The organism is Kitasatospora sp. NPDC001660 (assembly GCF_053596725.1).
On the sequence record NZ_JBSFGU010000007.1, the window covers coordinates 207,754 to 234,562 of the forward strand.

The window sequence follows — 26,809 nt, forward strand, 5'->3', positions numbered from 1 at the left end:
TTGTTGCGCATGGTACCCGTGTCGAGGGCCTGCGCAGGACGCCGAGAGCGAAATGACCGTTCAGGCAGGTGATGTTGACGCACGTGATGGCGTGCGGGAGAACACATGTGTGAGCTGCCGCAGTCTCTGACGGTGACTCATATATGGCATGGCCGACAACGGGGTCCGCCGTTCGGCGATCGTTGGAACGGTCCGTCCGGGCCGGTCGGGGGTTCCGGGCCCCGGGGCGGCGTGGTGGCGCCGGCCCGGGGCCCGATCACGGTTCCCCGGCAGGATCAGCCGTCGTTCTCCGTGGACGGCAGGTATGCGCCGGGGACGTCGTTCGGGGCGTGGATCTCGGACTCGCCCGGGTACGGGGCGGTCCAGTTGTGCGTCTGGTACCAGGTCAGGTGGTCCATCTGCGCCGGGTTCGCGCGGTCCGGCGCGGCGTTCGAGCCGGTGAGGTGCTGCTTCGACTTCCAGGCGTCCCACTGGGCCGCGACGCCCTGCTCCGCCGCCGGCGGCGCGACCGTGGTCGGGGCCGGGGCCGCCGCGCGGTCCTGGACGGCGCCGGGCACGTCGACGCCGCACGCGGGCGGCGTCTTCAGGCCGTCGGTCAGGGACGTCCGGTTGGGCACCGCGGTGAACGGCGTGTAGTCCGGCTTGTCGGTGAAGGCCGTGGTCATCGGACTGGCCGCGCTGTCCTTCTGGTTCATCGGGTGGATCCCGAGGATCTGCTCGATGGTGCGGACCATCGTGATCTGCGAGTAGTAGCGGCTGTCGACGGCCCCGTGCTGCGCCCAGGGGCTGATGATCTGGATCGGGGCGCGGTGGCCGTCCACGTGGTCGAGGCCGGCCTGGGAGTCGTCCTCGACCACGAAGATCGCGGAGTCCTTCCAGTACTCGCTGTGCGAGATCTCGTCGACGACCCTGCCGACCGCGAGGTCGTTGTCGGCGACCTGTGCGGCCGGGCTCGCCGGGCCGCCGGTGTGGTCGCTGGACAGCCACAGCATGTTGAGGTTCGCTGGGCCGTTCTGCTCGAAGTCCTGCTTCCACACCTGGTAGCGGTACTGGTCCGGCACGTCGAGGTCGAACTTCGGGAAGCCGGGCACCGACACGTCGTTGAGCGACGGGATCGGCGAGGACGAGGCGAGGGGGTAGGCGGTGTCCTGCCCGGTCGCGTCCATGGTCTTCGCGTCGCAGTACAGGTTCTGCCAGTTCGCGCCGTCGGGCTTGGTCAGGAACTGGTGGAACTCCCCGAAGTCGCGCACGTCCTGGCCGGCCGCCTGCGCTCCCGTCCACAGGAAGCCCGACCGCTGGTGGCCGAGGGCGTCGTCCTCGGTGTCGTAGCTGCGCTGGTACTCGCCCGCGGAGGACTCGGTGTACTCCGGGTCGTCGGCCTGCATCAGCCAGTTGTGGCCCTCGGCGGAGTTCGTGCCGATGTCGTAGGTGTTGTCGTAGAGCCCGAACTGCTCGGCCAGCGCGTGCTGGTTGGGCGTCACGTTCGCGCCGAACTGCGCCAGCTTCGGGTCGCCGTTGCCCTTCGCCAGGTCGCCGAAGAGCTGGTCGTAGGTCCGGTTCTCCTTGACGATCAGGAACACGTGCTTGATCGGCGACGGGTCGCCGATCCGGGCCGGCACCGGCACCGGCTCGGCCTTGTGCCGGCCGGCCGTCTCGACCGCGCCGCTGGTCCAGCCGTTCTGCCGGAAGACCTGGTCGGTCCGGTCCCGGATCTCCCGGTCGCCCGGCAGTGTGAACTGCGTGACGCTCGACGTCGTGTCGTGGGTGTTGTGCGCGCCGGTGGAGTTGGGCCGCCGCGCGTCGATGCCACGGGTGTTGGAGACGACCACCTTCGAGCCGACGGTGGTGATCCCGGTCGGGAGGTAGTCGGTGGGCAGGAGGCCGACGTAGCCGACCGGCTCCTGCGCAGTGGTGTAGCGGTAGACGGCCACCGCGTTGGCGCGGCCGAGGGTGACCAGCAGGTGCCCGTCGTCGGTGAGCGTCACCGCGGTGGGTTCGTAGCCCACCGAGGCCTCCGGCCACGGCTTGGTGGAGATGGTCTGCACGACCCGGTCGTGCGCGGTGTCGACGACCGACACCTCGTCGGTGCCGGTGTCGGCGACGAACAGCACCCCGTTCCCGGCGTACAGCGCCGTCGGGTGCAGGCCGACGTCGACGGAGCCGACGGCGGCGGCCGGGTCCGCGAGGTCGATCACGCTGACGGTGCCCGTCGTCGTGGCGCCGGTGGCCGGGTCGGCCGGCACCTGCGTGCCGTAGGAGTTGAGCGTGTCGTCGTCGCCGGTGGCCGCGCGCCCGCCCTCGTTGCCGACGTACAGCTTGTGGCCGGCCTGCACGACGGCGCGCGGCGCGTTGCCGACCGTCCAGCTCCGCTCGATCGCGCCGGTCGCCGCGTTGAGCGCGACCACCCGGTTCTGCCCGTTGACCGCCGCGTACACCGTCGAGCCGTCGGCGGAGAACACCGCGCCGGACGCGAGCGCGTGCTTGGCGCCGTCGGCCGGGATCGGCACCTTCACCGGGTTGGACAGGGAACCGTCGGCGTTCACGGTGAACCGGGTGTAGCCGTCGAGCTGACCCAGCCACAGCTGCGAGCCGTCCGGCGAGTACACCGGCGCCTCCTGGCCGACCGAGCCGTCGGTCAGGTGCAGGTCGTCCGCCTTCGCGGTGCCGACGCGCTGCTGCACCCGCCCGTTCTTCAGGTCCACGACGACGAGCGACGCGTCGCCGTCGGCGACCGTGGCGGCCAGGTGGCCGCCGTCCGGGCTGACGCGGGACGCCATGATCTTGCCGTCGTCGACGACGAGCCGGCTGCCGAAGGGGGCGATGTACTGGTCGCTGGAGATGACCTGGCCGTTGGCGGTGACCTGGCCGACCTGGTCGGTGCCGAACTGGTGGGTGGTCGCGAAAGCCGTGCCCGTGGCCACGGCCACCGCCGTGATGCACGCCGTGGCGAGCGTGGCGCGGCGGCCCATGTGCCGGCCGAGAAGGGCGGAGTGCTCCTTCTGGACGCGGCGACGACGCGTTACCTGCATGGCGTCATTCCTTCGTTGGGGTCGTCGGGTTGGTGGGGTGCGTTCGGTGCCTGCCGTGGGTGTGGTGCGTTCGGTGCGCCGGGTGCGTTCAGTCCGGCGAGGAGGCGAGCAGCTCGACCTGGCCGTCGAACTGCCACAGCGGGTTCGGCGCGTCCCCGGTCGGGGTGTGCACCAGGAAGTAGCCGTTCACCTCCTTCGGCCCGTCGCCGTCGGCCATCAGCCGCCCGTCCGGGGCGACGTCGAGCTGGTAGACCGCCGTCCCCGGCGCGGTCACGCCGGGCAGGTGCCAGGTGACGACGCAGCGCCAGTCGTTGCCCGGCCCCTGCGGGTCGACGTGGCCGTCCCCCCGCTCGCACGCTGCCGCGACCCGCAGCTGTTCCTCGGTGACGGCGGGACGGTGCAGCTGCTCGGTCTGCAGCCGGTACAGGTGCGCGAAGACGGTGGAGACCGACCGCTGCACCTTCGCCTGCGTGATCCCCGAGCCGGTCGAGGGCGTGGCCACGGCGACGGCCGCGAAGGTCAGCGCGAGCAGCCCGGCCGGCGGCAGCACCCCGAAGGCGAGCGCGCGGCGCTCCGCGCCGTCCTCGCTGCCGTTGGTGAAGTCCCGCCGTACGAACAGCAGGTAGGCCGCGGCGGTCGCCACCGTGACCCACGCCAGGCTGACCGCGACGGAGATCAGCAGCTCGTCGAGCCGTACGGGGGCGGCGAACAGCCCGTTCCAGGAGACGAAGGCGTAGCCGGGCAGTGCGAGGCGCAGAGCCACCGGCAGCGGCAGCATCTGCGCGAGCTGCATCGCGACGGCCGTCAGCGCGGGGACGAGCAGCCCCATCGGCGAGCGCCCCAGGAGGACGGAGCCGAGCAGCCCGATCGCCGCCAGCGCGAGCGTGGGCGCCAGCGCGCACGCCCATGCGAGCAGCACGCTCCCGGCCGCGTCGGACGGCGACAGCAGGTGCCCGTCGACCCCGACCAGCGGCCCGTTCCCGACCGCCGCCAGCCCGCCCACCGTGCCGGAGGCCACCAGCCCGGCCACCAGCAGCACGATCACGGTGCCGCTCGCCAGCGCCTTCGCCGCGAAGATCCGCCGCGGCGAGCGGATCGCCACCAGCAGGTGGCGCCAGGTTCCGAGCCGGTCCTCGGCGGCGAACACGTCGCCGGCGACCACCGAGGTCAGCAGCGGCAGCGCCCAGGAGCCCGAGAAGCCCAGCACCACCAGCGGGCCGGCCCAGCCGGTGGCGTGCATCCACCGGCCGAACAGCGTGTCGGACGGCAGCGTGCCCTGCCGGGCCACCGCGGCGACGAACAGCCCCGGCAAGGTCCAACAGGCCAGCACCAGCAGCCGGATCCGCCACTGCGAGACGAGCTTGACCACCTCGAAGCGGTACACGCGGCCCACCGGCACCCGGCGCGTCCCGGGCGTCACGCCGGTGCCTGCCAGTGCCGTGCTCATCGCGCACCCTCCTGCCGCTGATCGGTCAGCGCGAGGAACGCGGCCTCCAACGGCGCCACCACGGGGGCGACCTCGCGCACCCCCACGCCCGCGTGCACGAGCGCGCCCACCAACTGCTCGACAGCGGGCGCCGACGCGCGCACGACCAGCGATCCGGCCCCGCGCCGCGCCGCGGCTTCCTCCACCGCCCGCACCCCTGTGGTTTCGTCGGCCACCCTCCGCGCGGCCTGCGGATCGGAGGTGAGCAGGCGGTAGTCGAGCTCGGGGCTGTCGGCCGCCAGCTTCTCCATCGGGCCGGAGAAGCGGACCCGCCCGGTCGCGAGGATCGTGACCTCGGAACACAGCGCTTCGAGGTCGTCCATACGGTGACTGGAGAGCACGACGGCCACGCCGTCGTCGGCGAGCCGCCGCAGCGCCGCGTACACGTGCTGCTTGCCCGCCGGGTCCAGGCCGTTGGACGGCTCGTCGAGCACCAGCAGGCGCGGATCCGTGAGCAGCGCCGCGGCCAGCCCGAGCCGCTGCCGCATGCCCAGCGAGAACCCGCGCACGCGGTCGTCGGCGACGTCCGTCAGCCCGACCTCGGCCAGCGCGTCGTCGATCCGCCCCGCCCGCGTGTCCTGGCCGCGCAGCGCCGCGAGTGCGGCCAGGTTCTTCCGTGCGGTGAGCGACGGGTACAGCCCGGGCCCGTCCACGAATCCGGCCACCCCGTGCGGTGCTGCCAGGGCCCGGCCGACCGGAACGCCCAGCACCTCCAACTCGCCCCCGTCGGCGACGGCCAGGCCGAGCAGCAGCCCGAGCAGCGTCGTCTTCCCGGCACCGTTCGGTCCGGCCAGCCCGTGGATCCGTCCGGGCGCCAGGTCCAGCCCGACCCCGTCGAGCGCCACGACGTCACCGAAGCACTTCGTCAAACCGCGTGCGCGTACGGCAGGTTGTGTGTCGTCCATGGCCCCTTCTCGCAGTCTCCCAGGGACCGTAGAGGGCCGGCGGGGCGGCGTCAGGATCGCGCGGTTGAACGGTGATGGAACAGCAGTCGGACGGGCCTGCGGTGACGCGCGGCTCGTCCTGCGGCCCGGGAGCTCGGACGTCAGGCCAGGCGTTCGCGGTCAGGGCGGCACCGGCCCCGACCGCGAACGCCTCGCGCGTTGTGCTTCAGATCCCGAAGGGCGCCGCCCAGCGGACCGTCCCGGACGGCAGCGGGTGGCGCGCCCCGCCGCCGGGAGGGCGGATCACGCGGCACCGGTCTCCGGGAGCTCCCACCGGCCGGTCAACCCCAGTACCCCGTGTGCACCGCGGCGGCCTCCTCGAAGAGGTGCGGCCCCGAGACCTCCACGGTGTTGCCGCCGGCCGCGAAGACCTCGCGGCACGGCAGGGTGAGCACCGGTTCGTCCGGGTCCGCTCCCGCGATGACGTTCAGCTCGGTCGCGGCGAGGGCGTAGACGACCCGCCGGATGCCGCTCCAGTAGATCGCGCCGGCGCACATCGCGCACGGCTCGGTGCTCGTGTACAGGGTGGCCGTGGCGAGCTGTGCCGGGGCCAGGTGCCGGGAGGCCTGCCGGACCAGATTGGTCTCCGCGTGGGCGGTGACGTCGTGGTCCGACAGCACGGTGTTCTCGGCGGTGAGCAGGACGCCGCCGGAGGGGTCGGTCAGCAGGGCGCCGAACGGATGGTTGCCGTGCGCCCGTGCGGAGGCCGCGAGTTCGATGGCCGCGAGCAGGTGGGTGCGGGTCTGATCAGCCATGACGGGTCTCCTCCGGGCGGTGCGAATGGCGAAGTCAAACGTACAGCGCGAGGAGGCCGCCGAGCCGGACAGGGACACGGCGACACCCGCTGCTCAGGGGTGCATCCGCGCCCCCTTGAGGACCTTGTCCACGGCGTTCCGGGGCCCGTGGACCACCATCCCCACCAGATCGAGCCGGTCGGTGCCCACGGCCCGGACGGCCGCGCGATTGTCGCGGTCGTTGCCCGTGGCGAAGAGGTCCGAGGTGAACACGGCGCTGTGGAGCGAGCGGGCCAGGGCGCGCCGGTGGGCGGCGGCAAGGACCTCCTTCGTCCCTTCGAAGACCAGCACGGGCTGGCGGAACATCGGCAGGTACCCGGTGCCGTCGGCGTCCTCGTACGGCTCGCCGATCACCTCGGGCGACGCCGTGCCGAGCCCGCTGACCACGAAGGCGGTCACGTTGAGCCGCTGCCAGGGTTCGAGGTCCTCGCGCAGCAGGACGGCGATCTTGGTGTCGAAGCGGACCGGAGCGTCCGTCTGATCGGTTCTCATGCAGTGAGACTGCGGGGCGCGCGGCCCCGCCGTCTTGTACGTTCCTTGCATGGCGCCGCAGCAGGAGGTCTCCGCTTGGCGCCCGGCCGTCCCGGGCGTCGTGGAGGTCCTGCACGCCCACTTCACCGAGCACGCCTACCCGATGCACGTCCATGACGCCTGGACCGTGCTGATCGTCGACGACGGCGCGGTCCGCTACGACCTGGACCGCCACGAGCGCGGCACCCCGGACGGCACCGTCAGCCTGCTGCCGCCCCAGGTCCCGCACAACGGCTCGCCCGCCACCGCCCACGGCTTCCGCAAGCGGGTGCTCTACCTCGACATGACGCAGCTGGACGCGCGCTTCATCGGCCCGGCGGTCGACGGCCCCGACCTCGACGACCCCGTGCTGCGCCGACGCGTCGGACAGCTGCACACGGCCCTCGCCGGTCCCGGGGACGAACTCGAGGCGGAGAGCCGCCTGGCGTTCATCGGCGAGCGCCTGCGCGAACGCCTCCGCCCCCGGCTCGCCGTCCCCCACGGCACGCCCGAGCGCGGTGTCGCCCGCGACCTGCGCGACCTCCTCGACGTGCGGCTGCCCGGGACCACGACGCTGGACCAGGCCGCCCGTCTCCTCCACGCCCACCCCACGCACCTGGTCCGCGCCTTCAGCACCGCCTACGGCATCGCGCCCCACCAGTACGTGATGTCCCGCCGCGTCGACCTCGCCCGCCGCCTCCTCCTCGACGGCCGACCGCCCGGCGAGGTCGCGCCCGCCGCCGGCTTCTACGACCAGCCTCACCTCACCCGCCACTTCAAGCGCGTCCTCGGCACCACCCCGGGCCGCTACACCCGCGCGGGGCGCGCCGGCTGAACGTTCGTCCATCGAACTCACGGGAAACGCTTCGCGATCGCCGCCGCGATCGCGTCCGGTGCGTGTTCCTGAATGAAGTGCCGCGCGCACGGCAGCTCGACTACGTCGAGATCGGTGAAGGTCGCACGCATTCGTGGAATACAGGCGTTCGGGCGGAACACCATCTCCCGCATCGCCGTTGCCTCAGCTCGCGAAGTCCTGTTCGGTCGGCAGGCGGCAGACCGGATCAGATTTCAAGAAATCAACTGACTTACGCTTAGGGGTCATTTAACGTTACAGATATTGACGTGTCCAGCGCCGAGCGGGAGGGTGACAGCCAGGCGGTGCAGTCCGCGCCGTCGACCCGCCCCCACCGCCCCCGGAGCCCCCGTGATCACTCGCCGGACCATGCTCGGCGCCTCCGTCGCGGCCCTGACCGCGCCTGCGCTGTTCGCTCTGTCGCAGACCGCCGACGGCAGCACCACCCCGCAGCGGCTCGACGTCGACCTGGTCAACACCGTGCCCTCCCAGCCGGTTTACGCCTACGTCCTCGGCCTCGACCCGGCCCAGGGCAACAGCTGGGCCTTCCTGCGATCCGACGGCAGCACGCTCTACCACCCGCCCTCCCCCAGCGCCCCGGGCGCGCCGCTCGGCGCCGACTGCGCCATCGCGCTGGGCTCCCCCGACGCCACCCCGCGGCGGATCCGACTGCCGTACCTCTCCAGCGGACGGATCTACTTCTCCGTCGGCCGCGAGCTGGTCTTCCTGATCAACCCGGGTCCGGGCATCGCGCTGCCCTCGGTGAGCAACCCGAGCGACCCCAACATCGGCACCTCATACGGATTCTGCGAATTCACCTACGGGCCGGACCAGCTGTACGCCAACATCAGCTACGTCGACTTCGCCGCCGTCCCGATCGCGTTCGACCTGACTGCCGGCGACGGCCGACAGAGCGTCAGCGGCCTGCCCGCCGGCGGCCTGGAATCCGCCGCGAACGCGCTGCGCACGCAGGCCGCCCGGGACGGCGGCGACTGGGACCGGCTGATCGTCCCGGACTCCGCCGGCCGGACTCTGCGCATCCTCAGCCCCAACACGGTGGTCAGCGCCCACCCGACGCTGTTCAACGGCTATCTCGACAGCTACCTCGCCGCCGTGTGGCAGAAGTACCAGAGCACCGACCTGGTGATCGACACCCAGGCCGGCTGGGGCACCGTCACCGGCCGGGTCAGCAACGGCGTGCTCACCTTCCCCGGCGTCGGCGGCTTCGCCAAGCCCTCCACCGCCGCCGTCTTCAACTGCAGCTCGGCGCCGTTCACCACCGGCAACGACCTGATGGGCAACCTGAGCGCGCGACTCGCCGCCGCGCTCAACCGCACCACCCTGCTGGACGATCCGCACCAGCCGACCGGCGAGGACCCGGCCGCTTTCTACACCGCCGCGCGCACCAACCACTACGCCCGCATCCTGCACGCGACCAACCCCGATCACCTCGGCTACGCGTTCCCGTACGACGACGTCCATCCGGCCGGCGTGGACGTCGAGGGCAAGGTGCAGTCGGCGAACCCGACCCTGCTGTCCGTCACCATCGGAGGCACGCACGGCCCGGCCGGCCCCGGGCCGTCGCCGCAACCCGGCGGCGGGACGAGCGCGTTCGGCACCATCCGGGCCGAGTCCTACAGCTCGCAGTCCGGCACCGCGCCCGAGGCCTGCGGCGACACCGGCGGCGGACGGGACATCGGCTGGATCGCCAACGGCGACTGGCTCGGCTACGCCGGCGTGGACTTCGGCAGCTCCGGCGCGACCCGGTTCCAGGCCCGGGTCGCCTCCGGCGCCGCGCCCGGGGTCAGCGGGCTGGTCCAGGTGCGGCTGGACAGCCCGACCGCCGCACCCGTCGGCAGCTTCGCCGTCGCCAACACCGGTGGCTGGCAGAGCTGGCGGACGGTGCCCACAGACATCGCCCGGACCACCGGCACGCACACCGTGTACCTCACCTTCGCCAGCGGACAGGGCGCTGACTTCGTCAACCTCAACTGGTTCACGTTCGGTTAGGCGGTTTCGCCTGCTGTCCCGGGTGCACATCAGGGGCAGCAGGTCCGTGCCCGCGCTGCGCCGGGTGGCGGCGGTCGCCCTCGCCGCCGCCCGGTCGAGCGCGTGGTCCGGTTCCAGGCCCTCATGCTGTCGTCGCTCCGGCCACCCGGATCACTTCGGACCCAGGACACCTCCAAGCAGCTGCCGAATCGACGGCTCGACGACACCCGAGGAGCGGATTTGCCCTGCCGCACCTGGCCGTTGACGATCAAGTCGCGGATGATTTCACCGGCCGCGGGGGCCTGGCACAGGCCCTGGCCGGAGAATCGGCCGCCCACAGGAACGGGCGGACGGGGTGAGCGCCGATGAGGGTGGTGTTGTCCGGGGTGGCGTCGAAGGCTCCGCTCCAGCCCCGGTACAAGCCGATGCCGTCCAGGGCGGGGTAGAGGGTTCCGAGCTGCTGGGCAACGCGTGTGAACCATGCGGTTCGACCTTCGCCGGGCCGGGGGCGTCCCATGGAGGCCACGTCACGCGACCACGGTCCTGCGGCACACACGATGTTGTCGGCCAGGATGTCGCCCGCGGGTGCGGTGACGCGCCCGGCGGTGTTGATGGCGGTCACGGGGGTGTGGGTGACCAGGTGCGCGCCGGCTTCCCCCGCCCACGCCGAGCCGTTGATCCGGGCCGAAGCGCGGCGCTGCCGTCGCCCGCAGGCCTGCCGCGTCCGGTTGGCGAGCAACGTGGCCGCGTCGGCCGTCGTCGCCCGGTGGCGGAAAATCGCGTGTGGCGCCATTCGTTCGTCCAGGAAACATCTAGCATGCGGTGGTGCCGACGACACCGTCGGTCACCGTCTCGTGTTGGGAGCCACCATGCGCCACCGCCTGCTCCGCGTCGCCCTCGCCTCCGCCGCCGCCCTCGGCCTCGCCGTCGCGGCCGCCCCCGCCGTCCACGCGGACCCGGCGGCGCCCGCGGCCGCCCACTGCCCCAAGGGCCACCTCTGCCTCTTCGAAGGCCCGCACCAGACCGGCCGCATCCTGCTCGACGAGGACGCCCACATCACCAAGGACGGCTTCAACCTGCGCGAGCTCGACGACATCGAGCCGCCGATCCACCCGCGCTCCGCCGTCAACCCGCTCCCGGACGACTTCGGGTGCATCATCCGCCTGAACGACCGGCCCAACTTCGGCGGGGACGAGCAGGAGCTCACCGGCTTCGGCAAGCACGAGCTCGACGGCCGCCGGGTCGCCTCACTGACGCCCGACTGCGGCTGACGTCCCGGCCGGCTTCGGAACTGCTCGTCCAGCGGTCCCGCAGGGTTCAACGGAGCGGGCCGCGCGGGATGGCGAAGTCGGTCAGGCGGGCTGACGACGAGCCCAACTCATCCCACTCGACGACCAGTTCCATTACCGCGAGGCCGCTGGTCGGGAACTTCTCCCGGACACGGTCGAGCATGTCGCCGCCCGGGTCGGCGGCCAGGTCGAGGATCAGGTCCTCCAGGGCCGGGTTGTGGCCGATCAGGAGGACGGTCGATGCCCGGCGCCCCCGTTCGTGCAGCACCCGGACGAGGCCGCCGGCATCGGCGCCGTACACCCGGGGATCGAATGTCGCCGTGGGTGCCCCCGGCAGCTCGGCGGCTGCCAGCTTCCACGTCTCGCGCGCCCGCCGTGCGGGCGAGCACACGACGGCGTCCGGCAGCAGCCCCCGGTCGCGCAGCCACCGGCCGGCCTCGGGCGCATCGCGCCGCCCGCGCGGGCCCAACGGCCGTTCCTCGTCCGGCACGCCCGCCGGCCATGCGGACTTCGCGTGGCGCAGCACGATCAGCGTGCGGTGCGGCGGGGGCGTGGTCGTGTTGCTCATGCCTCCAACCTGCCACAGACCGGGCCGACGGGACGGACGGCGTCCGGCTGCGGGCAGATCCAGCAGTAGAGGCGCCGCTCACGGGCGACGGCTCGCCGCGCCACCGCTACTACGAGCTCGCGGACCGCCGGATCGCCGAACTGATGGAGAGCCTGGCCGCCCTCGCCCCCGCCCAGCCCGTGGCCCGCACTCTCCGCGCCAACAACCGCACCGAGGCGCTGCGCCGGGCACGCGTCTGCTTCGACCACGCCGCCGGGCGGTTCGGCGTCGCCGTCGCCGAGGCCCTGCTGGACAGCGGCGCGCTCGTTCCCGCGGGCGGGCCGGAGGCGGGGCCCGCGGACGCGGAACACCCGTACCGGCTCGGCCCGGCCGCCGTACCGGTGCTGACCGGCCTCGGTGTGCCGGAGAGCCACCTCACCGACGACCGGCGCCGCCTAGGAGGCCCCTGCAAGGACGACCACTGGTCACTTGTGCTCGGGGCTGCTGATTGTGCCGAGCACGTACTCGCCTCATTCTCAGGGCTCGCTCGGTACCAACGGGCTGGCAGCGGGGTTCCCCGCCGCCGCCGGCTCGGCGTAGGACGGCAGTTCGCGCATCCGGCGCAGCGGTGACAGGAAAACGGGCAGGAAAGTGAGTGACCGGCCGACCGCCCCGACAAGCAGTGTGCCGCGGACGCCGATCGTCGAGCCGAGCAGGCCGCCGAGCAGCGCCCCGAAGGGCATCGCACCCCAGACCAGGAACCGCATCGTCGCGTTCATCCGGCCGAGCAGCCCGGGCGGGCACAGCGCCTGCCGGAAGCTGACCTGGTTGATGTTGTAGACCACGATGCCCATCCACATCACGATCTGCGCGACTGCAAGCAGCCCCACCGTCCAGTCGCGCTGCACGAACGGGGTGACCAGCGCGCAGGGTCCGGCGACCGCGCTCGCGATCCAGATGGCCGGGCCCTGGCCGATTCTCGCCGCGAACCGTCCGGCCACCAGTGCACCAATCAGGCCACCCACCGCCGCGGTCGAGGTGAGCAGGCCGATGACGCCCGGCGAGAGGTGCAGTTGGCGGGCGAGCAGCACGTAGAAGGCGGCAGAGATCACCGAACCGAAGAGGTTGGCCGAGCTGGTGCACATGGCGATGGCGCGGAGCGTCCGGTTGCCGAGCACGAACCGCAGACCGTCGCGGATCTCCCGGAGCAGGTTGGGGTCGGGGCTGGGCTCGGGGCGCGGCGGCCGGACCTCGATCCGTTTCACCCACGCGGCCGACCACAGGAAGCTCACCGCGTCGACGGTCATCGCGTAGGGCGCGGTGAGCGCCTGGATCAGCGCGCCGCCGATGCTCGGGCCCGCGATCTGGCTGACCGACTCGCTGGCCTGGAGCTTCGCGTTGCCTTCGACCAGTAGCTCCCGGTCGATCAGCTGGGGCAGGTAGGACTGGTAGGCCACGTCGAAGAAGACCGTGCTCACCCCGGTGACGAGCGCGACCGCGTACAACTGCTCGATCGTCAGCATCCCGAGGAGCTGAGCCAGCGGGACCCAGGCCAACAGGGCGGCCCGAACAAGGTCGTTGACGATCAGCACCCGACGGAAGCGCATCCGCTCCACCCACGCGCCGGCCGGCAAGCCCACGGTCACGAACGCCGCGGTCTCGCACGCTGCCAGCACCCCGACCTGCCAGGTGCTGGCGTGCAGCACCAGGATGGCGACGAGCGGAAGGGCCAACTCGCTGACGGTCGTGCCGAACTGACTGACCGTCTCACCGGCCCACAGCCGACGGAAGTCGGCGTGCCGCCACAGTCCGCCGCGGTTGGCCAGTCGGTCGGGCGAGGGCTCGGGAGCGGTCATGGGGCTACCATGGAAGAGTGATTGGGATTTGTCAATCACTCTTCCTCCCGACCCATCGGTAGACTCCCGACCATGACCGAACGCCGGCTGGCGAGCGATGCGGAGGCGAAGGCGCTCGCCTCCGCGCTCCGCCTGCGCATCCTGCGCATCTGTCTCGGTGAGGCCCACACCAACAAGGAGATCGCGGCGATCCTCGGCCGCGATCCCGCCAGCGTGCTGCACCACACCAGGACCCTCGTGCGCACCGGTTTTCTGGAGGCCCAGGAGGAGCAGCGCGGCGCGCGTGGCGCACGGGAGATTCCCTATCTGGCGACGCGGAAGTCCTGGCAGATCGATGCGGCCGCCCAGGACCGGTCGATGCTCGACGCGTTCCTGGAGGAGCTGGCCCTGGCCCCCGCGGCCGAGGTCGACAGCACCAGGCTCGGGCTGCGCCTGCCGCCGGCGGAGATGGAGGAGTTCCAGACCCGGCTCCGCGCCCTGCTCGAGGAGTTCGCCGCCCGCCCGGACGACCCGACGGCGCCCGCCTGGTCGCTCTTCATGGTGGTGCACCCCGACCCGAACCGGCCCTGACGATCCGACCCGGCCGCCCTCACCGCCCGCGCAGCCGCCGCACCAGGTCGCGGGCGGCCTGCGGCCAGTCCGGGTACTCGAAGGCGAAGCCCGCGTCCAGCAGTTTGGTCGGTACGACGCGGCGGCTCTTCAGGAGCAGCTCGGTCTCCGAGCGCAGCGCGAAGGCGCCGAGCTCGGCCATCCAGCGCGTGGCGGGCAGGGCCAGCGGCATGCCCCAGGCCGCCCGCAGGTCGCGCATGAACTCGCGCTGGGGCAGCGGCTGCGGGGCGGCGAGGTTGACCGGGCCGGCGAGGTCGTCCCGGGCGGTGAGGAACTCGACGGCGCGGACGAAGTCCCGCTCGTGGATCCACGACACGTACTGCGCGCCGCCCGCGATCGGCCCGCCGGCGCCGAGCCGGGCCAGCCAGGAGAGCGAGTCGAACGCGCCTGCGCGCTCGGGCCCGAGGACGGCGGCGGTGCGCAGCGCGAGGCGGCGGGTGTGCGGGGTGTCGGCCTCGGCCTGGGCGTCCTCCCACGCCCGCGCGATGTCGATGCTGTACCGCCAGGATGCCGGGGCGTCGGGTTCGGCGCCGCCGATCAGGCCGTCGAGTTCGTCGTTGGGCGCGTCGTGGCGGTGGGCGTAGACGGTGGCGGTGCTCATCTGGAGCCAGACGGCCGGTGGGCGGCGGGCGGCGGCGATCGCCCGGCCGACGGCCCGGGTGGAGAGCACCCGGGAGTCCATCATCGCCCGCCGGTTCTCTTCCGTGTAGCGGCAGTTGACGCTGCGCCCGGCGAGGTTGAGCACCACGTCGCTGCCGTCGACCTCCGTCGCCCAGGCCCCGAGGTGCCGGCCGTCCCACCAGACCTGGCGGGGCCCGGCGGGCCGGCGGCTGAGGACGACGACGTGGTGTCCGGCGGCCGTCAGACGGCGGTCGAGCAGGGTGCCGAGCGCGCCGGAGCCACCGGGAATGACGATCTTCATGGGTTCCCCCCTCATCTCCGGCTTCGAGCCTAGCGCCTCAATTGAACGCGTTCAAATGCGTCGCACCGAAGGATTGGCCGTTCACTTCCGATAGCCGGGGCCGTATAGTCGGTTCCGGCTACTAGGGACCTACTAGGGATCGGTGAGTGATCGTCGATGGCGAAGCGAAAGATCTCCAACACGCTGGCGCTGGCCGTGCTGGGCCTGCTGCAGGAGCAGCCGATGCACCCGTACGAGATGGGGTCCACCCTGCGGGAACGGCACAAGGACAGCAGCTTCAAGGTCAACTCCGGGTCGCTGTACGACACGGTCGAGTCGCTCGTGCGGCACGGCTGGATCGAGCCGGTGGAGACGGCGCGCGACGGCCGGCGGCCGGAGCGCACCGTGTACGCGGTGACCGGACTGGGCCAGGGCGAGTTCGTCCGCTGGATCGACGAACTGCTGCGCACGCCCGTCGCCGAGTACCCGAAGTTCATGGCCGCGGTGTCCTACCTCGGCGCGCTCGGCCCTGACAGGGCGGCGGAGGCGCTGTCCGAACGGGCCGAGCACCTGGCCCGGCGGATCGAGGAGACGGGCGCGGTGCTGGCCGACACGGTCGGCTCCGGGGCCGTCCCCCGGCTGTTCATGATCGAGGTCGAGTGCGCGCTGCACGCCTGGGAGGCCGAACTGGCCTGGACACGGCGGACGATCGCCGAGATCCGCAACGGCGGCCTCGCCTGGCCCAAGGGCGAGCGAACCGAAGAGGGCTGGACCTGGTCCGACCCGACGGAGGAGAAGGGAACCACCCGATGACCGAGGTGTTAATCGCAGGAGCCGGCCCGGCCGGGCTGCTGCTCGCGAGCGAGCTCCGGCTCGCCGGTGTCGACACGATCGTGCTCGAACGCCACCCGCGGCGGCCGGACTTCTGCCGCGGCTTCAACCTCAACGCCCGCGCCCTGGACCTGCTGGCCAGGCGCGGCCTCGCAGAGCGGCTGATCGCCGAAGGTCGGCAGGTCCCGCAGGCCGCGTTCTCCGGCCTGCCGGTGACGCTCACCCTCGCGGGCGCGCACAGCGGCCACCCGTACTCGCTGGGCATCCCGCAGACCCGGGTCGAGGAGATCCTGGAGCAGCACGCCCTCGACCTGGGCGCCGACATCCGGCGCGGACACGAACTGCGCTCCCTGGAACAGGACTTCGAGTCCGTCACCGCCACCGTGTCCGCCGACGGCGGCGAGTACCGCGTCCGGTCCGCGTATCTGGTCGGGTGCGACGGCGGCCGCAGCACCGTCCGCAAACGGGCCGGCATCGACTTCCCCGGCACGGCGGCGACCCGCTTCTCCCTCCTCGGCGACGTCGAACTCGCCGACCCGCAGGCGCTGCCGTTCGGTGTGACCAGCGGTCCCGGCGGGAGCGTGTTCGCGATACCCCGCCCGGGCTACGTCCGGATCATCACCACCGACCGGCAGCCTCCCGCCGACCAGGACACCCCGGTCACCCTGGACCGGCTGCAGACCGCCGTCGACGAGGCGCTCGGCCGCCACGTGGAACTGCGCGCCCCGCGCTGGCTGACCCGCTTCGGCAACGCCGCCCGGCAGGCGGCCGAGTACGTCCGGGGCAGGATCGTCCTCGCCGGGGACGCCGCGCACATCCATCCGCCGGCCGGCGCGATCGGCGTCAACCTCGCCCTGGACGACGCGTTCAACCTCGGCTGGAAACTCGCCGCCACCGTCCGCGGCACCGCGCCGGCGCACCTGCTCGACAGCTACCACGCCGAACGCCACGCCGCCGGCGCGCGCGTACTCGCCAACACCCGGGCCCAGGTACTGCTGGGCGAGCTGGGTGAGCTGGGTGGATTCGGCGAATTCGGCGATCGCTTCGGCCCGCTCACCGACCTGCTCACCCGCGTCGCCCGCCACCCCGCGGGCAACCGCGCCCTTGCCGAGACCGTCACCGGGCTGGACACCCGCTACGAGACGCTCCCCGACACCGGCCACCCCTGGTTGGGCCGCCTCGCGCCCGATCTCGCCCTGACCACGGGCGACGGCCGTACCCGCCTCAGCGAGCTGCTTGCCCCGGGGCGCGGCGTCCTGCTCGACCTGACGGGAGGAACCGACATCCGCGAGTCGGCCGCAGGATGGGAGGACCGCGTGGACCTCGTCACCGCGACCTGCCCTGACCACCCCGACATCCGCGCCGTCCTCCTCCGGCCCGACGGCCACACCGCCTGGCTGCGCACCGCCGAGGACGGTGGCGATCCCGATGGGCTCCACCAGGCGCTCCAGCACTGGTACGGAGCAGCCTGATCGTCGACTGATCGGGCGGCCTCCGCCTCTGCGATGCCGCTCGCGACGGCCGGGGCGAACCGACGGCGACTGACCGCAGGGCCGTTCACGCCGCCGCGTCGACGAGGGCCTGGAGCAGGCGCTGCGGGTCCTCGGCGACGCGGTTGCAGACGTAGAGCCACCACTCCGTGCCGAAGACGACGTACTCGCGGGTGGGGTGGCCGCGTTCGGCCATGGCGGCGAGGCGGTCGGGGCCGAGGCCGAGGAGGGTCTCGAACTCCCAGGGGGCGGCTTCGTGGCCCTTCCCGCCGAGGTGCCGGTCGATGCGGTCGCTCAACTCCCGGTCGTGGGTGGCGAAGGAACACGGGTGGCCCGCGTCGGCCGGCTGCTGCGCGTACGTCAGGTAGACGGAGGCGAGGGCCGGGTCCTCGCGGCGGAGGGCGACAGCCGCATCGGCCCGTCGAGGCGCCATCGAGTTGAACGTGTTCAAAGACGTGCGCCATGATGAGGGCGAGCGGGTGCCCGGCGGCCGGTTCGGCGGCGCCGGGTGCATCCGTGCGGGTCCGTTGTGCCCGGAGTCGGTCGGGTGTTCCCGGTCGGACGGGGGAGAGAGGGGGAGTCGTGACACCGTTGCTGCAGAGGCTGAGCGCCGGGGCGGTGGCGCTGATGTGGGGCTACGAAGGCCTGTGGTGCAAGGTCTGGCCGGGCCGGGCGGACCAGCGGGCCATCGTGGAGGGGGTGCCACTGCTGCCTGCGGGGGCGGTGACGCCGCTGCTGCTGGCCATCGGGCTGGCCGAACTGGCGCTGGGCGCCTGGGTGTTGAGCGGGTACCGGCCCCGGGTTGCGGCGGTCGTGCAGACCGTGCTGGTGGTCGGCTTCAACACCGGGGGACTGCTGTTCGGCGCCGACCGGATCCCCGAGCCCGGCCGACTGGTCGTCCAGGACCTCGCCTTCCTGGCGCTGATCTGGGCGGTCGCCACCGCGCGCCACCGCCCTGCCCGCGTGATCGGGGCCGCCGCGTGAGCACCGCGACGCCCTGGGCCGACGGACGACTGCTGAGCCTGCAACCCCGCCGTCCCCACGTGCTGTTCGGCCGGATGTACGAGGACCCGCAGGTCGAACTCGGGGCCTTCCCGCCCCCTGGAGCCAGGGTGCTGTGCATCGCCTCCGCCGGGGACACGGCCGCCGCGCTGGCCGCTGCCGGGTACCAGGTCACCGCCGTCGACCTCAACCCCGCCCAACTCGACTACGCGCGCGCCCGGCTCACCGCCGGGGCCCCCGCCGTCACCGGTGCGGCGGAGCGGCTGCTCGCCGCCGGACGGTCCGCCGTCGCGTGCGCCCTCCCGGCCTGGCGGCCGGAGGAACTGGACCGCTTCCTGCGACTGGACGACCCGGCCGCGCAGGCCCGCCACTGGCACCGCCACCTGGACGGGCCCGGCCTGCGGCTGCTGCTCGGTGCCGCACTGCGCCCGGCCGGCGCGCTCGCCGGCGGCCTGCACCCGGCCTTCCGCGCCGTCCTGCCGCGCCGCTTCGACACCGCCCTGCGCGCCCGGCTGGCCCGGGGCTTCGCCCGCCACCCCAACGCCGGCAACCCGTGGGCGTGGCGCCTCCTGGCCGGCCGCGAACTGCCATCCGCGGCACCGGGCCCGGCACCGGGCCCGGCATCGCGGATGGCACCGAGCCCGGCACCGCGTCCGGGGAAGGCCGTCCGGCTGATCGGCGGCGACGTCGTCGACCACCTCGAACGCTCCCCGGCCGGCCACTACGACGCCGTGACCCTCTCCAACGTCCTGGACGGCCCCGGTCCGGCCTTCGCCCGCCGCCTCCGGGCCGCCGTGCGCCACGCGGTCCGCCCCGGCGGGACCGCCGTGCTGCGCAGCATCCGCGAGCCCGGCCCCGCCGGGCCCGGCGCAGCGGCGCAGGACCGCTCCCCGCTGTGGGGCGTCATCCGCGTCGTCCACCTCTGACCACCGCGAGAATCACGAGGCTGACCGTGCGACACCTCCTGCAACGCCACCCCTTCGCGATGCGCACGCACTTCGCGCACTCGCTCGTCCTCACCTACGCCCTGCCGCCCCGCGAGCTGGCGCCGCTGGTGCCGCCCGGACTCGCCCTCGACACCTACACCGACCCGGACGGCACCGAGCACGGCTTCGTCGCGGCGGCCGTCGTGGACACCCGGGCGCTGCGCCCGGCCGCGCTGCCGGCCCGGCTGGGCCGCGACTTCATCCTCACCGGCTACCGGGTCTTCACCCGCTTCCCGACCCCCGGCGGACGGACCATGCGCGGCCTGCGGATATTGCGCTCGGACACCGACAGCCGGCTGATGGCCGCCGGTGGCAACCTCTTCTCCCGGTACCACTACCGGCACGCGAGGATCGGCACGCGGGTGGTCGGCGACACCCTGGAGTTCAAGGTGCTCAGCTCCGACGGCCACGCGGACCTGCACGTGCGCGCGGACCTGGCGAACGCCCCCGCCGCGCTGCCGCCGCGCAGCCCGTTCGCCGACGTCCGGGCCGCGCGCCGCTTCGCGGGACCGCTGCCCTACACCTTCGAGTACGAGCCGCAGACCCGCTCGATGATCGTGGTCAAGGCCACCCGCACCCAGTGGGACCCGGTCCCGGTGAGCGTCGAGGTGCCGCGGCTGACCTTCTTCGAGCACGGCCCGCTGGCCGGCAGCCGCCCGGTGCTCGCCAACGCCTTCCACGTCGCCGACGTCGACTACGGCTGGCTGGCCGGCAGCCGCCGCGCCCTCGACGGCTCCGCCTTCGGCTCGGAGCACACCTCCGACCGCACCTCCGGCCGGGGCGGCGACCGGCCCGCGCCCCGCGACACGAGCACCGGAGCCACGCGATGACCGCCGCGCCGCCGCTCCGCCACTCCGGCGTCCGCGAGGTGATCCGCTACAACTGGCCCCTGTACGCCGCCGGCGTGCTCACCACCGCCGCCGGCCTCGCCCTGGCGCGCCGCCTCCCCGCGCCCGCCTCCGCGCTGGTCCGTACCGGTGCCGCCATCGCCGCGGCCCACCTCGCCACCAGCACCCTCGCCACCTGGTGCGTCTACGATCGTTCCGGCCTCCACGGCTACGACTGGCTGCCCGAGCTGCTGCCGGACGGCCCCGGCGAACACCTGGTGGTCTCCAGCGGGCTCGACGAGGCCAGCCGCCCGCTCGCCGCGCAGCACCCGCGGGCCCGGCAGCACATCGCCGACCTGTACGACCCCGCCCTGACCACCGAGGGGTCGATCCGGCGCGCCCGCCGACGCCTCCCGCCCGCGCCCGGTACCGTCCCGGCCCGCCCGTCGGCGCTGCCGGCCGCCACCGCCACCCTGGACACCGTGTTCGCCGTCTTCGCCGCCCACGAGCTGCGCCGCCCCGCCGACCGCACCGCGCTGTTCGCCGAGATCGCCCGCACGCTGCGGCCGGGCGGCACCCTGGTCCTGGTCGAGCACCTGCGGGACGCCGCCAACACCGCCGTGTACGGCCCCGGCGCCTGGCACTTCCTCACCCGTGGGACCTGGCTGGGGCACGCCGCCGAGGCCGGGCTGCGGCCGGCCGCCGAGCGCCGGATCGCCGGGCTGGTCACCGTCCTCGCCTTCCGCGCTCCCGTACGGTGCGCGGAATGAGCGAACTGTTCACCCTGGAAGGGCAGTTGCGGCTGGTCGGGGCGGTGCTGGTCGGGATGGGCCTGTTCCACGCGGTACTGCCGCGTTTCGTCGACTGGCCGGCCGACCTGGCCGGCACCACCCTCCTGACCCGTCAGGTCTCGTACGCCCACCTCTTCTTCATCGGCCTCGCCTGCACCCTGCTCGGCCTGCTGCCGCTGTGCCTGGCCCGCGACCTGCTGTCCGGTACGCGGCTGGGCACCGCCCTGCTGGCCGGCCAGACGCTGTTCTGGGGTCTGCGCTGGCTGTTCGAGTTCGCGGCCTTCTCGCCGAAGCTGTGGCGCGGCGACACCTTCCGCACCGCCGCGCACATCGGGCTCTCCCTGCTCTGGACGTGGGTGACGGCGGTGTTCGCGGCCGCGCTCTGGCAGGTGCTCTGACCCTCCCCGGACGCACGCCGAGGCCCAGCCGGTGGCGGCGGATCGACTCCTGGACAGGCCGTAAGCTGCTGGACCGTGGTCCGATCAAGGTGATGGGCGGGCGTGTGCAGCTCTGCACGGCCGGAGGGAAACGGGGGGCGGAATGCGTGAGGACCGGCTGCGAGCCGCGGCGACCCGGCGACAGATGCTGCTTGAGAGGTGGGTCGCCGCGCACCAGCTGCACGCGGCCGGGAAGCTGCTCGATTCCTATCAGGCGGGCGGGCAACGCCTGGCCGCCGCCCGCCGCTCCGGAGATCCGGCGGCCGCGCAGGAGTCCCTCGCCCAGCAGCTGGCCGCACAGCGGGAGTTGGGTGAGTTGATCGGCGAGCGCAATGCCGTGCGGCTGCTGGACGCCGCCGACCGGCCGACGGAGCCCGTGTCCGTCTTCGTGGACGAGACCACGGTGCGCGCGCAGCATGTGCAGCGCGCCGGGCTGGGAACGCTCCAGGCGTACGGCGCGGTGGCGGTGCCGGGTGATCTGCTGCCGGTCTTCGCCGCCCGCGCGGCCGGGATCCGGGACGAGTTCGGGCTGGGCGACGAGGAGTTGAAGTGGTCGCCGGACCGGAAGCGGCAGCCGGGGCAGTTCGCCCTCGGGGCCCTCGGGCGTGAGCCGATGCAGCGCGCGCTGCTGGAGGCGGCCGCCCAGTGCGGAGCCTGGACGGCGACCGTGGTGTGGGACCAGGAACGCGATCCCAGTGGGGACGCCCACCGCGAGAAGTGGATGCTGAAGCTGCTCTACGAGCGGATCAGCATGGGCCTGGCCGACCGGGGCGGGCTCGGCACGGTGGTCTTCGACCAGAAGCACTCCCTGCGCGGGCACGACGCGGACTGGCTCGCCGCCACCCGGAAGCTGACCGACCACGGCACCGAGTACACCGCCGCCTCCCGGATCGTGAACCGCTTCGTCATGGGCCCGTCCGACCACCTGCCCGGCCTCCAGCTCGCCGATCTGGTCGTCGGCGCCACCACGGCCCTGGTCGCCGGCCAGAAAGGGGGACTGGCCTTGCGCGAACCGCTGCTGGAGCTGGTCCACCGCCGCGAGGACGGCGACCTGTCCGGCGCCGGGCTGAAGCTGTGGCCCAACTCGCTGGAGAACCTGTACTCCTGGATCCAGCACGGCCGCCCCGCCGAGCCGAGGGGCGACGTGGCCGAACTGCTGAGGTCACTGGCCCCCGACCACTATCGCCTGGTGTGGAACTCCCGGCCGTTCGCCGAGAACGACGGCCTGACGGAGCATCAATAACCCATCGTGCTCCATCGATCAGCGCCGTGCCGGACCCGCGACGCGCGGGCCCGGCCGGCCGTCGGGCTCGTGGTGGCGTCCGGGGCGGACGTCGTTCAGCGAGCGGACGATGGCGAGGTCAGTGCGCTGCTCCCAGCTGGGCCAGCAGCGTCTGGTTGTCCTCGATGTGCCAGTCCTCGACGATCCTGTTCGTACCGACGTGCTGGATGTCGATGGCGTTGAATTCGACGCTCTGGCCCTTGCCCCGGACGCCGTTGAAGGTGCCGGTGAAGTGGCCGCGGAAGACCAGCCGGGCGGTGATCCGGTCGCCGGCGACCAGGACGTCGGACAGCTCGCAGGTCAGGTCCGGCACGGCGGTGCGGAAGTTCTCCGACGCGAGCAGCGGGCCGGCGGGGCCCTGCGGGCGGCCGGCCGGCAACGTGTTGTCCTTGAACTCCGGCGCGACCGCGGCGTCCAGGTACTTCGCCTGACCGGTGTTCCAGAACGTGTACAACTGCTGGGCCAGGTGGACCTCCTGGGCCGCGCGCCGGGCGCCGATCGAGCGGTCCACGGTGAGCGACTTCGGCTGGACCAGGCCGGGCGAGTGGTCGACCAGGCGCTGCGGCCAGGCCGAGGTGTGCGTGGGCCGCGGGGGGCCACCGTCGTGGCCGGAGGCGGAGGCGGCGGCGGTGGAGCCGCCGGCCAGGCTCACCACCGCCGCGGCGATGGCGACGGTACGGATGAAGGCGTGTCGGCGCATGGGGGTGCTCCTCGAATCAGTACGGGTTCACGTCGTAGCGGCGGTCAGGCGAGGCGACCGCCACCGTCGACGTGCAGCACGGTGCCGGTGACGTACGGGTTGTCGATGGCGTAGAACACGGCCTTGACCAGGTCCTCCGGGCTGCCGACGCGACGGGCCGGGTTGCGCTCGGCGACGCCGCGCAGGAACGCCTCCTTGTCGGCGCCAAGGCCGTCCCAGGAACCGGTGTCGACGATGCCGGGGGAGACCGCGTTGACCCGGACCGGGGCGATCTCCACCGCCAGCGCCTGCACCAGGAAGGCCAGCGCGCCGTTGGTGGTGGCCATCACGGTGCGCGTGGGCGCGGGGCGCCAGGCGGCCACGCCGGAGAAGAAGGTGAACGAGCCGTTCTCGGACACCTGCCCGACCAGGTGCTTGGCGAGCAGCAGCGGGCCGATCACCTTGGCGGAGAACGCCCGCTGCACGGCCTCCGGGGTGAGGTCCTCCAACGGGCCGTTGGCCGGCACCGCGGCGGTCGACACCAGGTGGTCGAACCGGCCGACGGCCCCGGCGAACCCGACGATGGACCGCTCGTCGGTGAGGTCGAGCGCGATCACCTCGGACGGCCCGGACAGCTCGCCGGCCGTCCACTCCAGCTTGCGCGGATCCGGCCCGGCCAGCACGACCGTGGCACCGGCGGCCGACGCGGCCTTCGCCAGGGCCTGCCCGGTGCGCGAACCCGCGCCCACGACGACGAGTCGCCGTCCCTGGAACGGGGTGTCCTTGGACATGGGAGAACTCCTTCAACTCATAAGGGAATTGGCCGCCGCACGCATCTCGGCGCCGGCCACACCACGACTCTCTCCCGCCCACCTGCGATGAGTCCAAGGCTTGTTTTCTACGAGAGCCATAAAATCCCTTCATGACAATGCCGACGCTCAGACAGCTCGAATACCTGGTCACCGTGGTCGACACCGGCTCCTTCACACGCGCGGCCGAGCAGCTGCACGTCACCCAGCCCGCCCTGTCCCACCAGATCCGGGCACTGGAGAGCACCCTCGGCGGGCCCCTGCTCGAACGCCTGCCGCGCTCGGTCCGGCTCACCCCCACCGGCCGGGCGGTCCTGCCGCACGCCCGCGCTGCGCTGGCCGATGCCGAACGCCTGACCGCGACGGCCCGGCGCACGGCGGGCCTGGAGGAGGGCGAGCTGGAGGTCGCGGTCATCTACTCCGTCAGCCTCGGCATCCTGCCGCCCGTCCTGCGGGAATGGCGGCAGCAGCACCCCAACGTGCGGATCCGGCTGCGCGAGCACTCCCACGCCGACCGGCTCCAGGACGCGATGACGGCCGGCCGCGCCGACCTCGCCATCGGCCCCGTCCCGCCCGGCTGGACCGGGCCGATCCGCGAACTCGGCGTCGAGGAGTTCACCGTCGTCCTGCCTGCCGACGACCCGCTCGCCGACCGCCCCACCGGCGCCGTCGCCCTCACCGAACTCGCCGACCGCGCCTGGGTGCACTACGCCCCCGACAACGGCCTCGCCGACCTCCTCGACCAGGTCTGCGCCCAGGCGGGCTTCTGCCCCGAGCCGGCGATCCGCGCCGAACAGACCTCCGCCGCACCCCTGCTCGCCGCAGCGGGCCTCGGCCCGGCCCTGGTTCCCGCCAACATCGTCCCGCCCCACTTCGACGGCACCCTGCTGCGCCCCGACCCCCCGATCCGCCGCACCCTCACCGCCTACACCCGCACCCGCCCCGACCCCCTCACCGTCGCCTTCGCCGACCTCCTCGCCCGCCAGGCCCGCGTCAACCCGCCCCGCTGAAGCACGGGCGCACGTGAACTCGTTCACCTTCGGCGGCAAAGGCGTCGCCGTGACGTCGGCAGCGGCAAGGATGTTGACGTGAGGTCCGACCACCTCGTCGGCCAGGCCGTCAGGCGGTTCAACCTGCAACGGACAGCAGCGTCCGCTGGCCGAGGCGTACCTGCGGTTTCGCTCCAGCAGCAAGCTGTGGCGGTCATCAGCCCCGTCGATCGGACGGAGTTCTCCTTTGAGCCCTGGCTCCACACGGCACTGCGGACACTGGCTGCCTGGCACGCGCTCCTGGTGCCGCAGACCGGCGACCGCTTCCGGCTGCGCACCGGCGACCAGCACGCGGCCGAGGCGCTGGCCACCCGGCTGCTCAAGTGGTGCGCCCTGCCGGGGACTGCGAAGAGGAGTGACTGGGGTGACGTCGACAGACGCTCAGGGGACCAGCGCACCGGCCCGGCCGGTGTGGGTGTTCGCGCCGCTGGAGGGCGTCGGGCCGTTGCGGTTCGGTATGCGCGGGGACGAGGTGGCGATGGCGCTGCCGGACGTCCCTGAGCTCCGGCGGTTCCAGGCCGAGCCCTACTTTCCGGAGATCACGGGTGTCCAGCTGGGGCGCAGCCGGGCGGAGCCGGCCGTGTACGCGTACTTCGACGGTACCGGGCGGCTGTTCTGAGCTCAGGGTGGACTGTCAGTGCCCCGCCGTAGCGTGGAACCAACGTCGGAGGGGGCGCCGGAGCGGCGTCGGACGGGCGTTGGGAGAGGGGTAGGACCATGGCTGTGAACAGGATCAAGCACAAGGTCAACCACGTGTCGCTCGTGGTCGACAAGTCCGGTTCGATGCGGCAGCACGAGGGGCAGCTCGTGCGGGTCGTGGACGAGTTCGTGAAGGGGCTCCAGGAGGAGTCGGACCGGCTCGGGCACGAGACGCGGATCAGCCTCTACGCGTTCGACCACCAGGTGCAGAACCTGGTCTGGGACATGGACGTCAAGCACCTGCCGTCGCTGAAGGGGCTCTACCAGGTCGACAACGGTGCGACGGCGCTGATCGAGGCGGCCGTGAAGTCCGTCGACGACCTGAAGAACATCTGGGAGGGGTACGGGGAGCACTCGTTCCTCCAGGTCGTCGTCACCGACGGCGAGGAGAACGCCTCCGGCTGCTCGGAGAGCGGGCAGATGCACATCCGCATGAACGCCACCCAGGGCGCCGCCGTCCTGCGCTCGTGGACGGACCGGATCCGGCAGGCCATGGACGACCTGCCCGACCACTGGACCTCGGCGATCCTGGTGCCGAACTCCCTGGCCAAGCGCACCGCTCAGGGGTACGGGTTCCCGGCGGGCAACATCGCGATCTGGGACGCGGACTCCAGCAAGGGCGTCGAGGAGGCCATCGGCACGGTCAAGTCGGCCGCCACGAGCTTCCTGCGCGGGCGCGAGAAGGGTGTGCGCGGCACGAAGAACCTGTTCACCATGGGCCAGGACCTGAGCACGGCCGACGTGAAGGCCAACCTCGACGCCCTCGACGCCGGCAAGTACACGCTGATCCCGGTCGACGAGCAGATACAGATCCGCGAGTTCGTCACCCGTTCCGGGCACGAGTACAGGACCGGCTGCGCCTTCTACGAGCTGTCCAAGCGCGAGAAGATCCAGGGCTCCAAGCAGCTCGCCGTGGCGGAGAAGGACCCGGCCACCGGCAAGATGACGGGCCGGGTGTTCTCGGGGCCGGCGGCCCGTCAGCTCCTGGGGCTGCCGCAGTCGGAGGTCACGGTGAAGCCGGGGGAGAACCCGTCGTACACCGTGTTCGTCCAGTCGACGTCCGTCAACCGGAAGCTGGTGCCGGGTACCAGGCTGCTCGTCCTTCGGTAGGCCTTCGGTG

Annotated in this window: 29 protein-coding genes; 15 read left to right on the forward strand and 14 right to left on the reverse strand. The window is 72.8% G+C overall.

The window, feature by feature from the left end; all coding sequences use genetic code 11:
• Positions 1-275: 275 nt before the first annotated feature.
• The 5 genes from ACWCXH_RS11015 to ACWCXH_RS11035 form a co-directional block, all read right to left on the reverse strand.
• The gene (locus ACWCXH_RS11015; RefSeq protein WP_449801085.1) at positions 276-3,029 is read right to left on the reverse strand and encodes a bifunctional YncE family protein/alkaline phosphatase family protein; all 2,754 of its coding nucleotides are present in this window, start codon (positions 3,027-3,029) and stop codon (positions 276-278) included.
• Positions 3,030-3,117: 88 nt separating this feature from the next.
• Positions 3,118-4,476 carry an ABC transporter permease gene (locus tag ACWCXH_RS11020; protein WP_449801086.1) on the reverse strand — a complete coding sequence of 453 codons (1,359 nt, stop codon included), beginning with the start codon at positions 4,474-4,476 and terminating at the stop codon, positions 3,118-3,120.
• Positions 4,473-5,420, reverse strand: coding sequence for an ABC transporter ATP-binding protein (locus ACWCXH_RS11025; protein WP_449801087.1), 948 nt, complete (start codon positions 5,418-5,420; stop codon positions 4,473-4,475). Before ACWCXH_RS11025 ends, ACWCXH_RS11020 begins: the two co-directional genes overlap by 4 nt.
• 320 nt (positions 5,421-5,740) lie before the next feature.
• Complete coding sequence (locus tag ACWCXH_RS11030; RefSeq protein ID WP_449801088.1) at positions 5,741-6,214, reverse strand: nucleoside deaminase; 474 nt, start codon at positions 6,212-6,214, stop codon at positions 5,741-5,743.
• 93 nt (positions 6,215-6,307) lie between these two features.
• Positions 6,308-6,745, reverse strand: coding sequence for a DUF2000 family protein (locus ACWCXH_RS11035; RefSeq protein WP_449801089.1), 438 nt, complete (start codon positions 6,743-6,745; stop codon positions 6,308-6,310).
• A 49-nt stretch (positions 6,746-6,794) separates the two neighbouring features.
• Between ACWCXH_RS11035 and ACWCXH_RS11040 the strand changes: the two genes are divergently transcribed.
• On the forward strand, positions 6,795-7,598 hold the full coding sequence (locus tag ACWCXH_RS11040; RefSeq protein ID WP_449801090.1) for an AraC family transcriptional regulator: 804 nt from the start codon (positions 6,795-6,797) through the stop codon (positions 7,596-7,598).
• A 17-nt stretch (positions 7,599-7,615) separates the two neighbouring features.
• Here the strand turns inward: ACWCXH_RS11040 and ACWCXH_RS11045 are convergent, their stop codons facing one another.
• Positions 7,616-7,771 (reverse strand): hypothetical protein, encoded by a 156-nt coding sequence (locus tag ACWCXH_RS11045; protein WP_449801091.1) that lies wholly within the window; start codon positions 7,769-7,771, stop codon positions 7,616-7,618.
• Between the two features lie 196 nt (positions 7,772-7,967).
• On the opposite strand from ACWCXH_RS11045, the gene ACWCXH_RS11050 reads away from it, so the two are divergent.
• A complete protein-coding gene (locus ACWCXH_RS11050) occupies positions 7,968-9,626 on the forward strand; it encodes a beta-1,3-glucanase family protein (protein WP_449801092.1) in 1,659 nt (552 codons plus the stop codon).
• Positions 9,627-9,873: 247 nt separating this feature from the next.
• Here the strand turns inward: ACWCXH_RS11050 and ACWCXH_RS11055 are convergent, their stop codons facing one another.
• On the reverse strand, positions 9,874-10,398 hold the full coding sequence (locus ACWCXH_RS11055) for a hypothetical protein (protein ID WP_449801093.1): 525 nt from the start codon (positions 10,396-10,398) through the stop codon (positions 9,874-9,876).
• Positions 10,399-10,474: 76 nt separating this feature from the next.
• On the opposite strand from ACWCXH_RS11055, the gene ACWCXH_RS11060 reads away from it, so the two are divergent.
• The gene (locus ACWCXH_RS11060; protein WP_449801094.1) at positions 10,475-10,876 is read left to right on the forward strand and encodes a peptidase inhibitor family I36 protein; all 402 of its coding nucleotides are present in this window, start codon (positions 10,475-10,477) and stop codon (positions 10,874-10,876) included.
• A 46-nt stretch (positions 10,877-10,922) separates the two neighbouring features.
• On the opposite strand, the gene ACWCXH_RS11065 is transcribed toward ACWCXH_RS11060, so the two are convergent.
• The 3 genes from ACWCXH_RS11065 to ACWCXH_RS11075 form a co-directional block, all read right to left on the reverse strand.
• Positions 10,923-11,462 (reverse strand): SixA phosphatase family protein, encoded by a 540-nt coding sequence (locus tag ACWCXH_RS11065; protein ID WP_449801095.1) that lies wholly within the window; start codon positions 11,460-11,462, stop codon positions 10,923-10,925.
• Positions 11,459-11,875 (reverse strand): hypothetical protein, encoded by a 417-nt coding sequence (locus ACWCXH_RS11070; protein ID WP_449801096.1) that lies wholly within the window; start codon positions 11,873-11,875, stop codon positions 11,459-11,461. The genes ACWCXH_RS11065 and ACWCXH_RS11070 overlap by 4 nt, the downstream gene beginning before the upstream one ends.
• A 102-nt stretch (positions 11,876-11,977) precedes the next feature.
• Entirely contained in the window at positions 11,978-13,297 is a 1,320-nt protein-coding gene (locus ACWCXH_RS11075; RefSeq protein ID WP_449801097.1) for an MFS transporter, read from the reverse strand.
• Positions 13,298-13,369: 72 nt separating this feature from the next.
• Between ACWCXH_RS11075 and ACWCXH_RS11080 the strand changes: the two genes are divergently transcribed.
• Positions 13,370-13,867, forward strand: coding sequence for an ArsR/SmtB family transcription factor (locus tag ACWCXH_RS11080; RefSeq protein WP_449801098.1), 498 nt, complete (start codon positions 13,370-13,372; stop codon positions 13,865-13,867).
• Between the two features lie 19 nt (positions 13,868-13,886).
• Here the strand turns inward: ACWCXH_RS11080 and ACWCXH_RS11085 are convergent, their stop codons facing one another.
• On the reverse strand, positions 13,887-14,828 hold the full coding sequence (locus tag ACWCXH_RS11085) for a TIGR01777 family oxidoreductase (protein WP_449801099.1): 942 nt from the start codon (positions 14,826-14,828) through the stop codon (positions 13,887-13,889).
• 156 nt (positions 14,829-14,984) lie between these two features.
• On the opposite strand from ACWCXH_RS11085, the gene ACWCXH_RS11090 reads away from it, so the two are divergent.
• Positions 14,985-15,620, forward strand: coding sequence for a PadR family transcriptional regulator (locus tag ACWCXH_RS11090; RefSeq protein ID WP_449801100.1), 636 nt, complete (start codon positions 14,985-14,987; stop codon positions 15,618-15,620).
• Positions 15,617-17,110, forward strand: coding sequence for an FAD-dependent monooxygenase (locus ACWCXH_RS11095; protein WP_449801101.1), 1,494 nt, complete (start codon positions 15,617-15,619; stop codon positions 17,108-17,110). The genes ACWCXH_RS11090 and ACWCXH_RS11095 overlap by 4 nt, the downstream gene beginning before the upstream one ends.
• 85 nt (positions 17,111-17,195) lie before the next feature.
• Here the strand turns inward: ACWCXH_RS11095 and ACWCXH_RS11100 are convergent, their stop codons facing one another.
• The gene (locus tag ACWCXH_RS11100) at positions 17,196-17,561 is read right to left on the reverse strand and encodes a hypothetical protein (protein ID WP_449801102.1); all 366 of its coding nucleotides are present in this window, start codon (positions 17,559-17,561) and stop codon (positions 17,196-17,198) included.
• 149 nt (positions 17,562-17,710) lie between these two features.
• Between ACWCXH_RS11100 and ACWCXH_RS11105 the strand changes: the two genes are divergently transcribed.
• The 6 genes from ACWCXH_RS11105 (at position 17,711) to ACWCXH_RS11130 (ending at position 22,414) form a co-directional block, all read left to right on the forward strand.
• Positions 17,711-18,112, forward strand: coding sequence for a DoxX-like family protein (locus tag ACWCXH_RS11105; RefSeq protein ID WP_449801103.1), 402 nt, complete (start codon positions 17,711-17,713; stop codon positions 18,110-18,112).
• Positions 18,109-19,056 carry a DUF3419 family protein gene (locus ACWCXH_RS11110; RefSeq protein WP_449801104.1) on the forward strand — a complete coding sequence of 316 codons (948 nt, stop codon included), beginning with the start codon at positions 18,109-18,111 and terminating at the stop codon, positions 19,054-19,056. Before ACWCXH_RS11105 ends, ACWCXH_RS11110 begins: the two co-directional genes overlap by 4 nt.
• Before the next feature lie 26 nt (positions 19,057-19,082).
• Positions 19,083-19,946, forward strand: a complete 864-nt coding sequence (locus ACWCXH_RS11115) for a DUF2071 domain-containing protein (protein WP_449801105.1) — start codon at positions 19,083-19,085, stop codon at positions 19,944-19,946.
• Entirely contained in the window at positions 19,943-20,713 is a 771-nt protein-coding gene (locus tag ACWCXH_RS11120; RefSeq protein WP_449801106.1) for a class I SAM-dependent methyltransferase, read from the forward strand. Before ACWCXH_RS11115 ends, ACWCXH_RS11120 begins: the two co-directional genes overlap by 4 nt.
• Positions 20,710-21,132: a hypothetical protein gene (locus tag ACWCXH_RS11125; protein ID WP_449801107.1), complete on the forward strand. Its 423-nt coding sequence runs from the start codon at positions 20,710-20,712 to the stop codon at positions 21,130-21,132. Before ACWCXH_RS11120 ends, ACWCXH_RS11125 begins: the two co-directional genes overlap by 4 nt.
• 184 nt (positions 21,133-21,316) lie before the next feature.
• Positions 21,317-22,414, forward strand: coding sequence for a DUF3800 domain-containing protein (locus ACWCXH_RS11130; protein WP_449801108.1), 1,098 nt, complete (start codon positions 21,317-21,319; stop codon positions 22,412-22,414).
• Between the two features lie 118 nt (positions 22,415-22,532).
• Here ACWCXH_RS11130 and ACWCXH_RS11135 read toward each other — a convergent pair whose 3' ends face one another.
• Together ACWCXH_RS11135 and ACWCXH_RS11140 are read right to left on the reverse strand one after the other, a co-directional pair.
• Positions 22,533-23,153, reverse strand: a complete 621-nt coding sequence (locus tag ACWCXH_RS11135) for an ester cyclase (protein ID WP_449801109.1) — start codon at positions 23,151-23,153, stop codon at positions 22,533-22,535.
• 44 nt (positions 23,154-23,197) lie between these two features.
• On the reverse strand, positions 23,198-23,923 hold the full coding sequence (locus ACWCXH_RS11140; protein WP_449801110.1) for an SDR family oxidoreductase: 726 nt from the start codon (positions 23,921-23,923) through the stop codon (positions 23,198-23,200).
• 131 nt (positions 23,924-24,054) lie between these two features.
• On the opposite strand from ACWCXH_RS11140, the gene ACWCXH_RS11145 reads away from it, so the two are divergent.
• From ACWCXH_RS11145 to ACWCXH_RS11155, 3 genes are all read left to right on the forward strand, one after another.
• The gene (locus ACWCXH_RS11145; protein ID WP_449801111.1) at positions 24,055-24,951 is read left to right on the forward strand and encodes a LysR family transcriptional regulator; all 897 of its coding nucleotides are present in this window, start codon (positions 24,055-24,057) and stop codon (positions 24,949-24,951) included.
• 403 nt (positions 24,952-25,354) lie between these two features.
• On the forward strand, positions 25,355-25,609 hold the full coding sequence (locus ACWCXH_RS11150; RefSeq protein WP_449801112.1) for a hypothetical protein: 255 nt from the start codon (positions 25,355-25,357) through the stop codon (positions 25,607-25,609).
• A gap of 98 nt (positions 25,610-25,707) precedes the next feature.
• Complete coding sequence (locus tag ACWCXH_RS11155; protein WP_449801113.1) at positions 25,708-26,799, forward strand: VWA domain-containing protein; 1,092 nt, start codon at positions 25,708-25,710, stop codon at positions 26,797-26,799.
• The last annotated feature ends 10 nt before the right edge of the window (positions 26,800-26,809 follow it).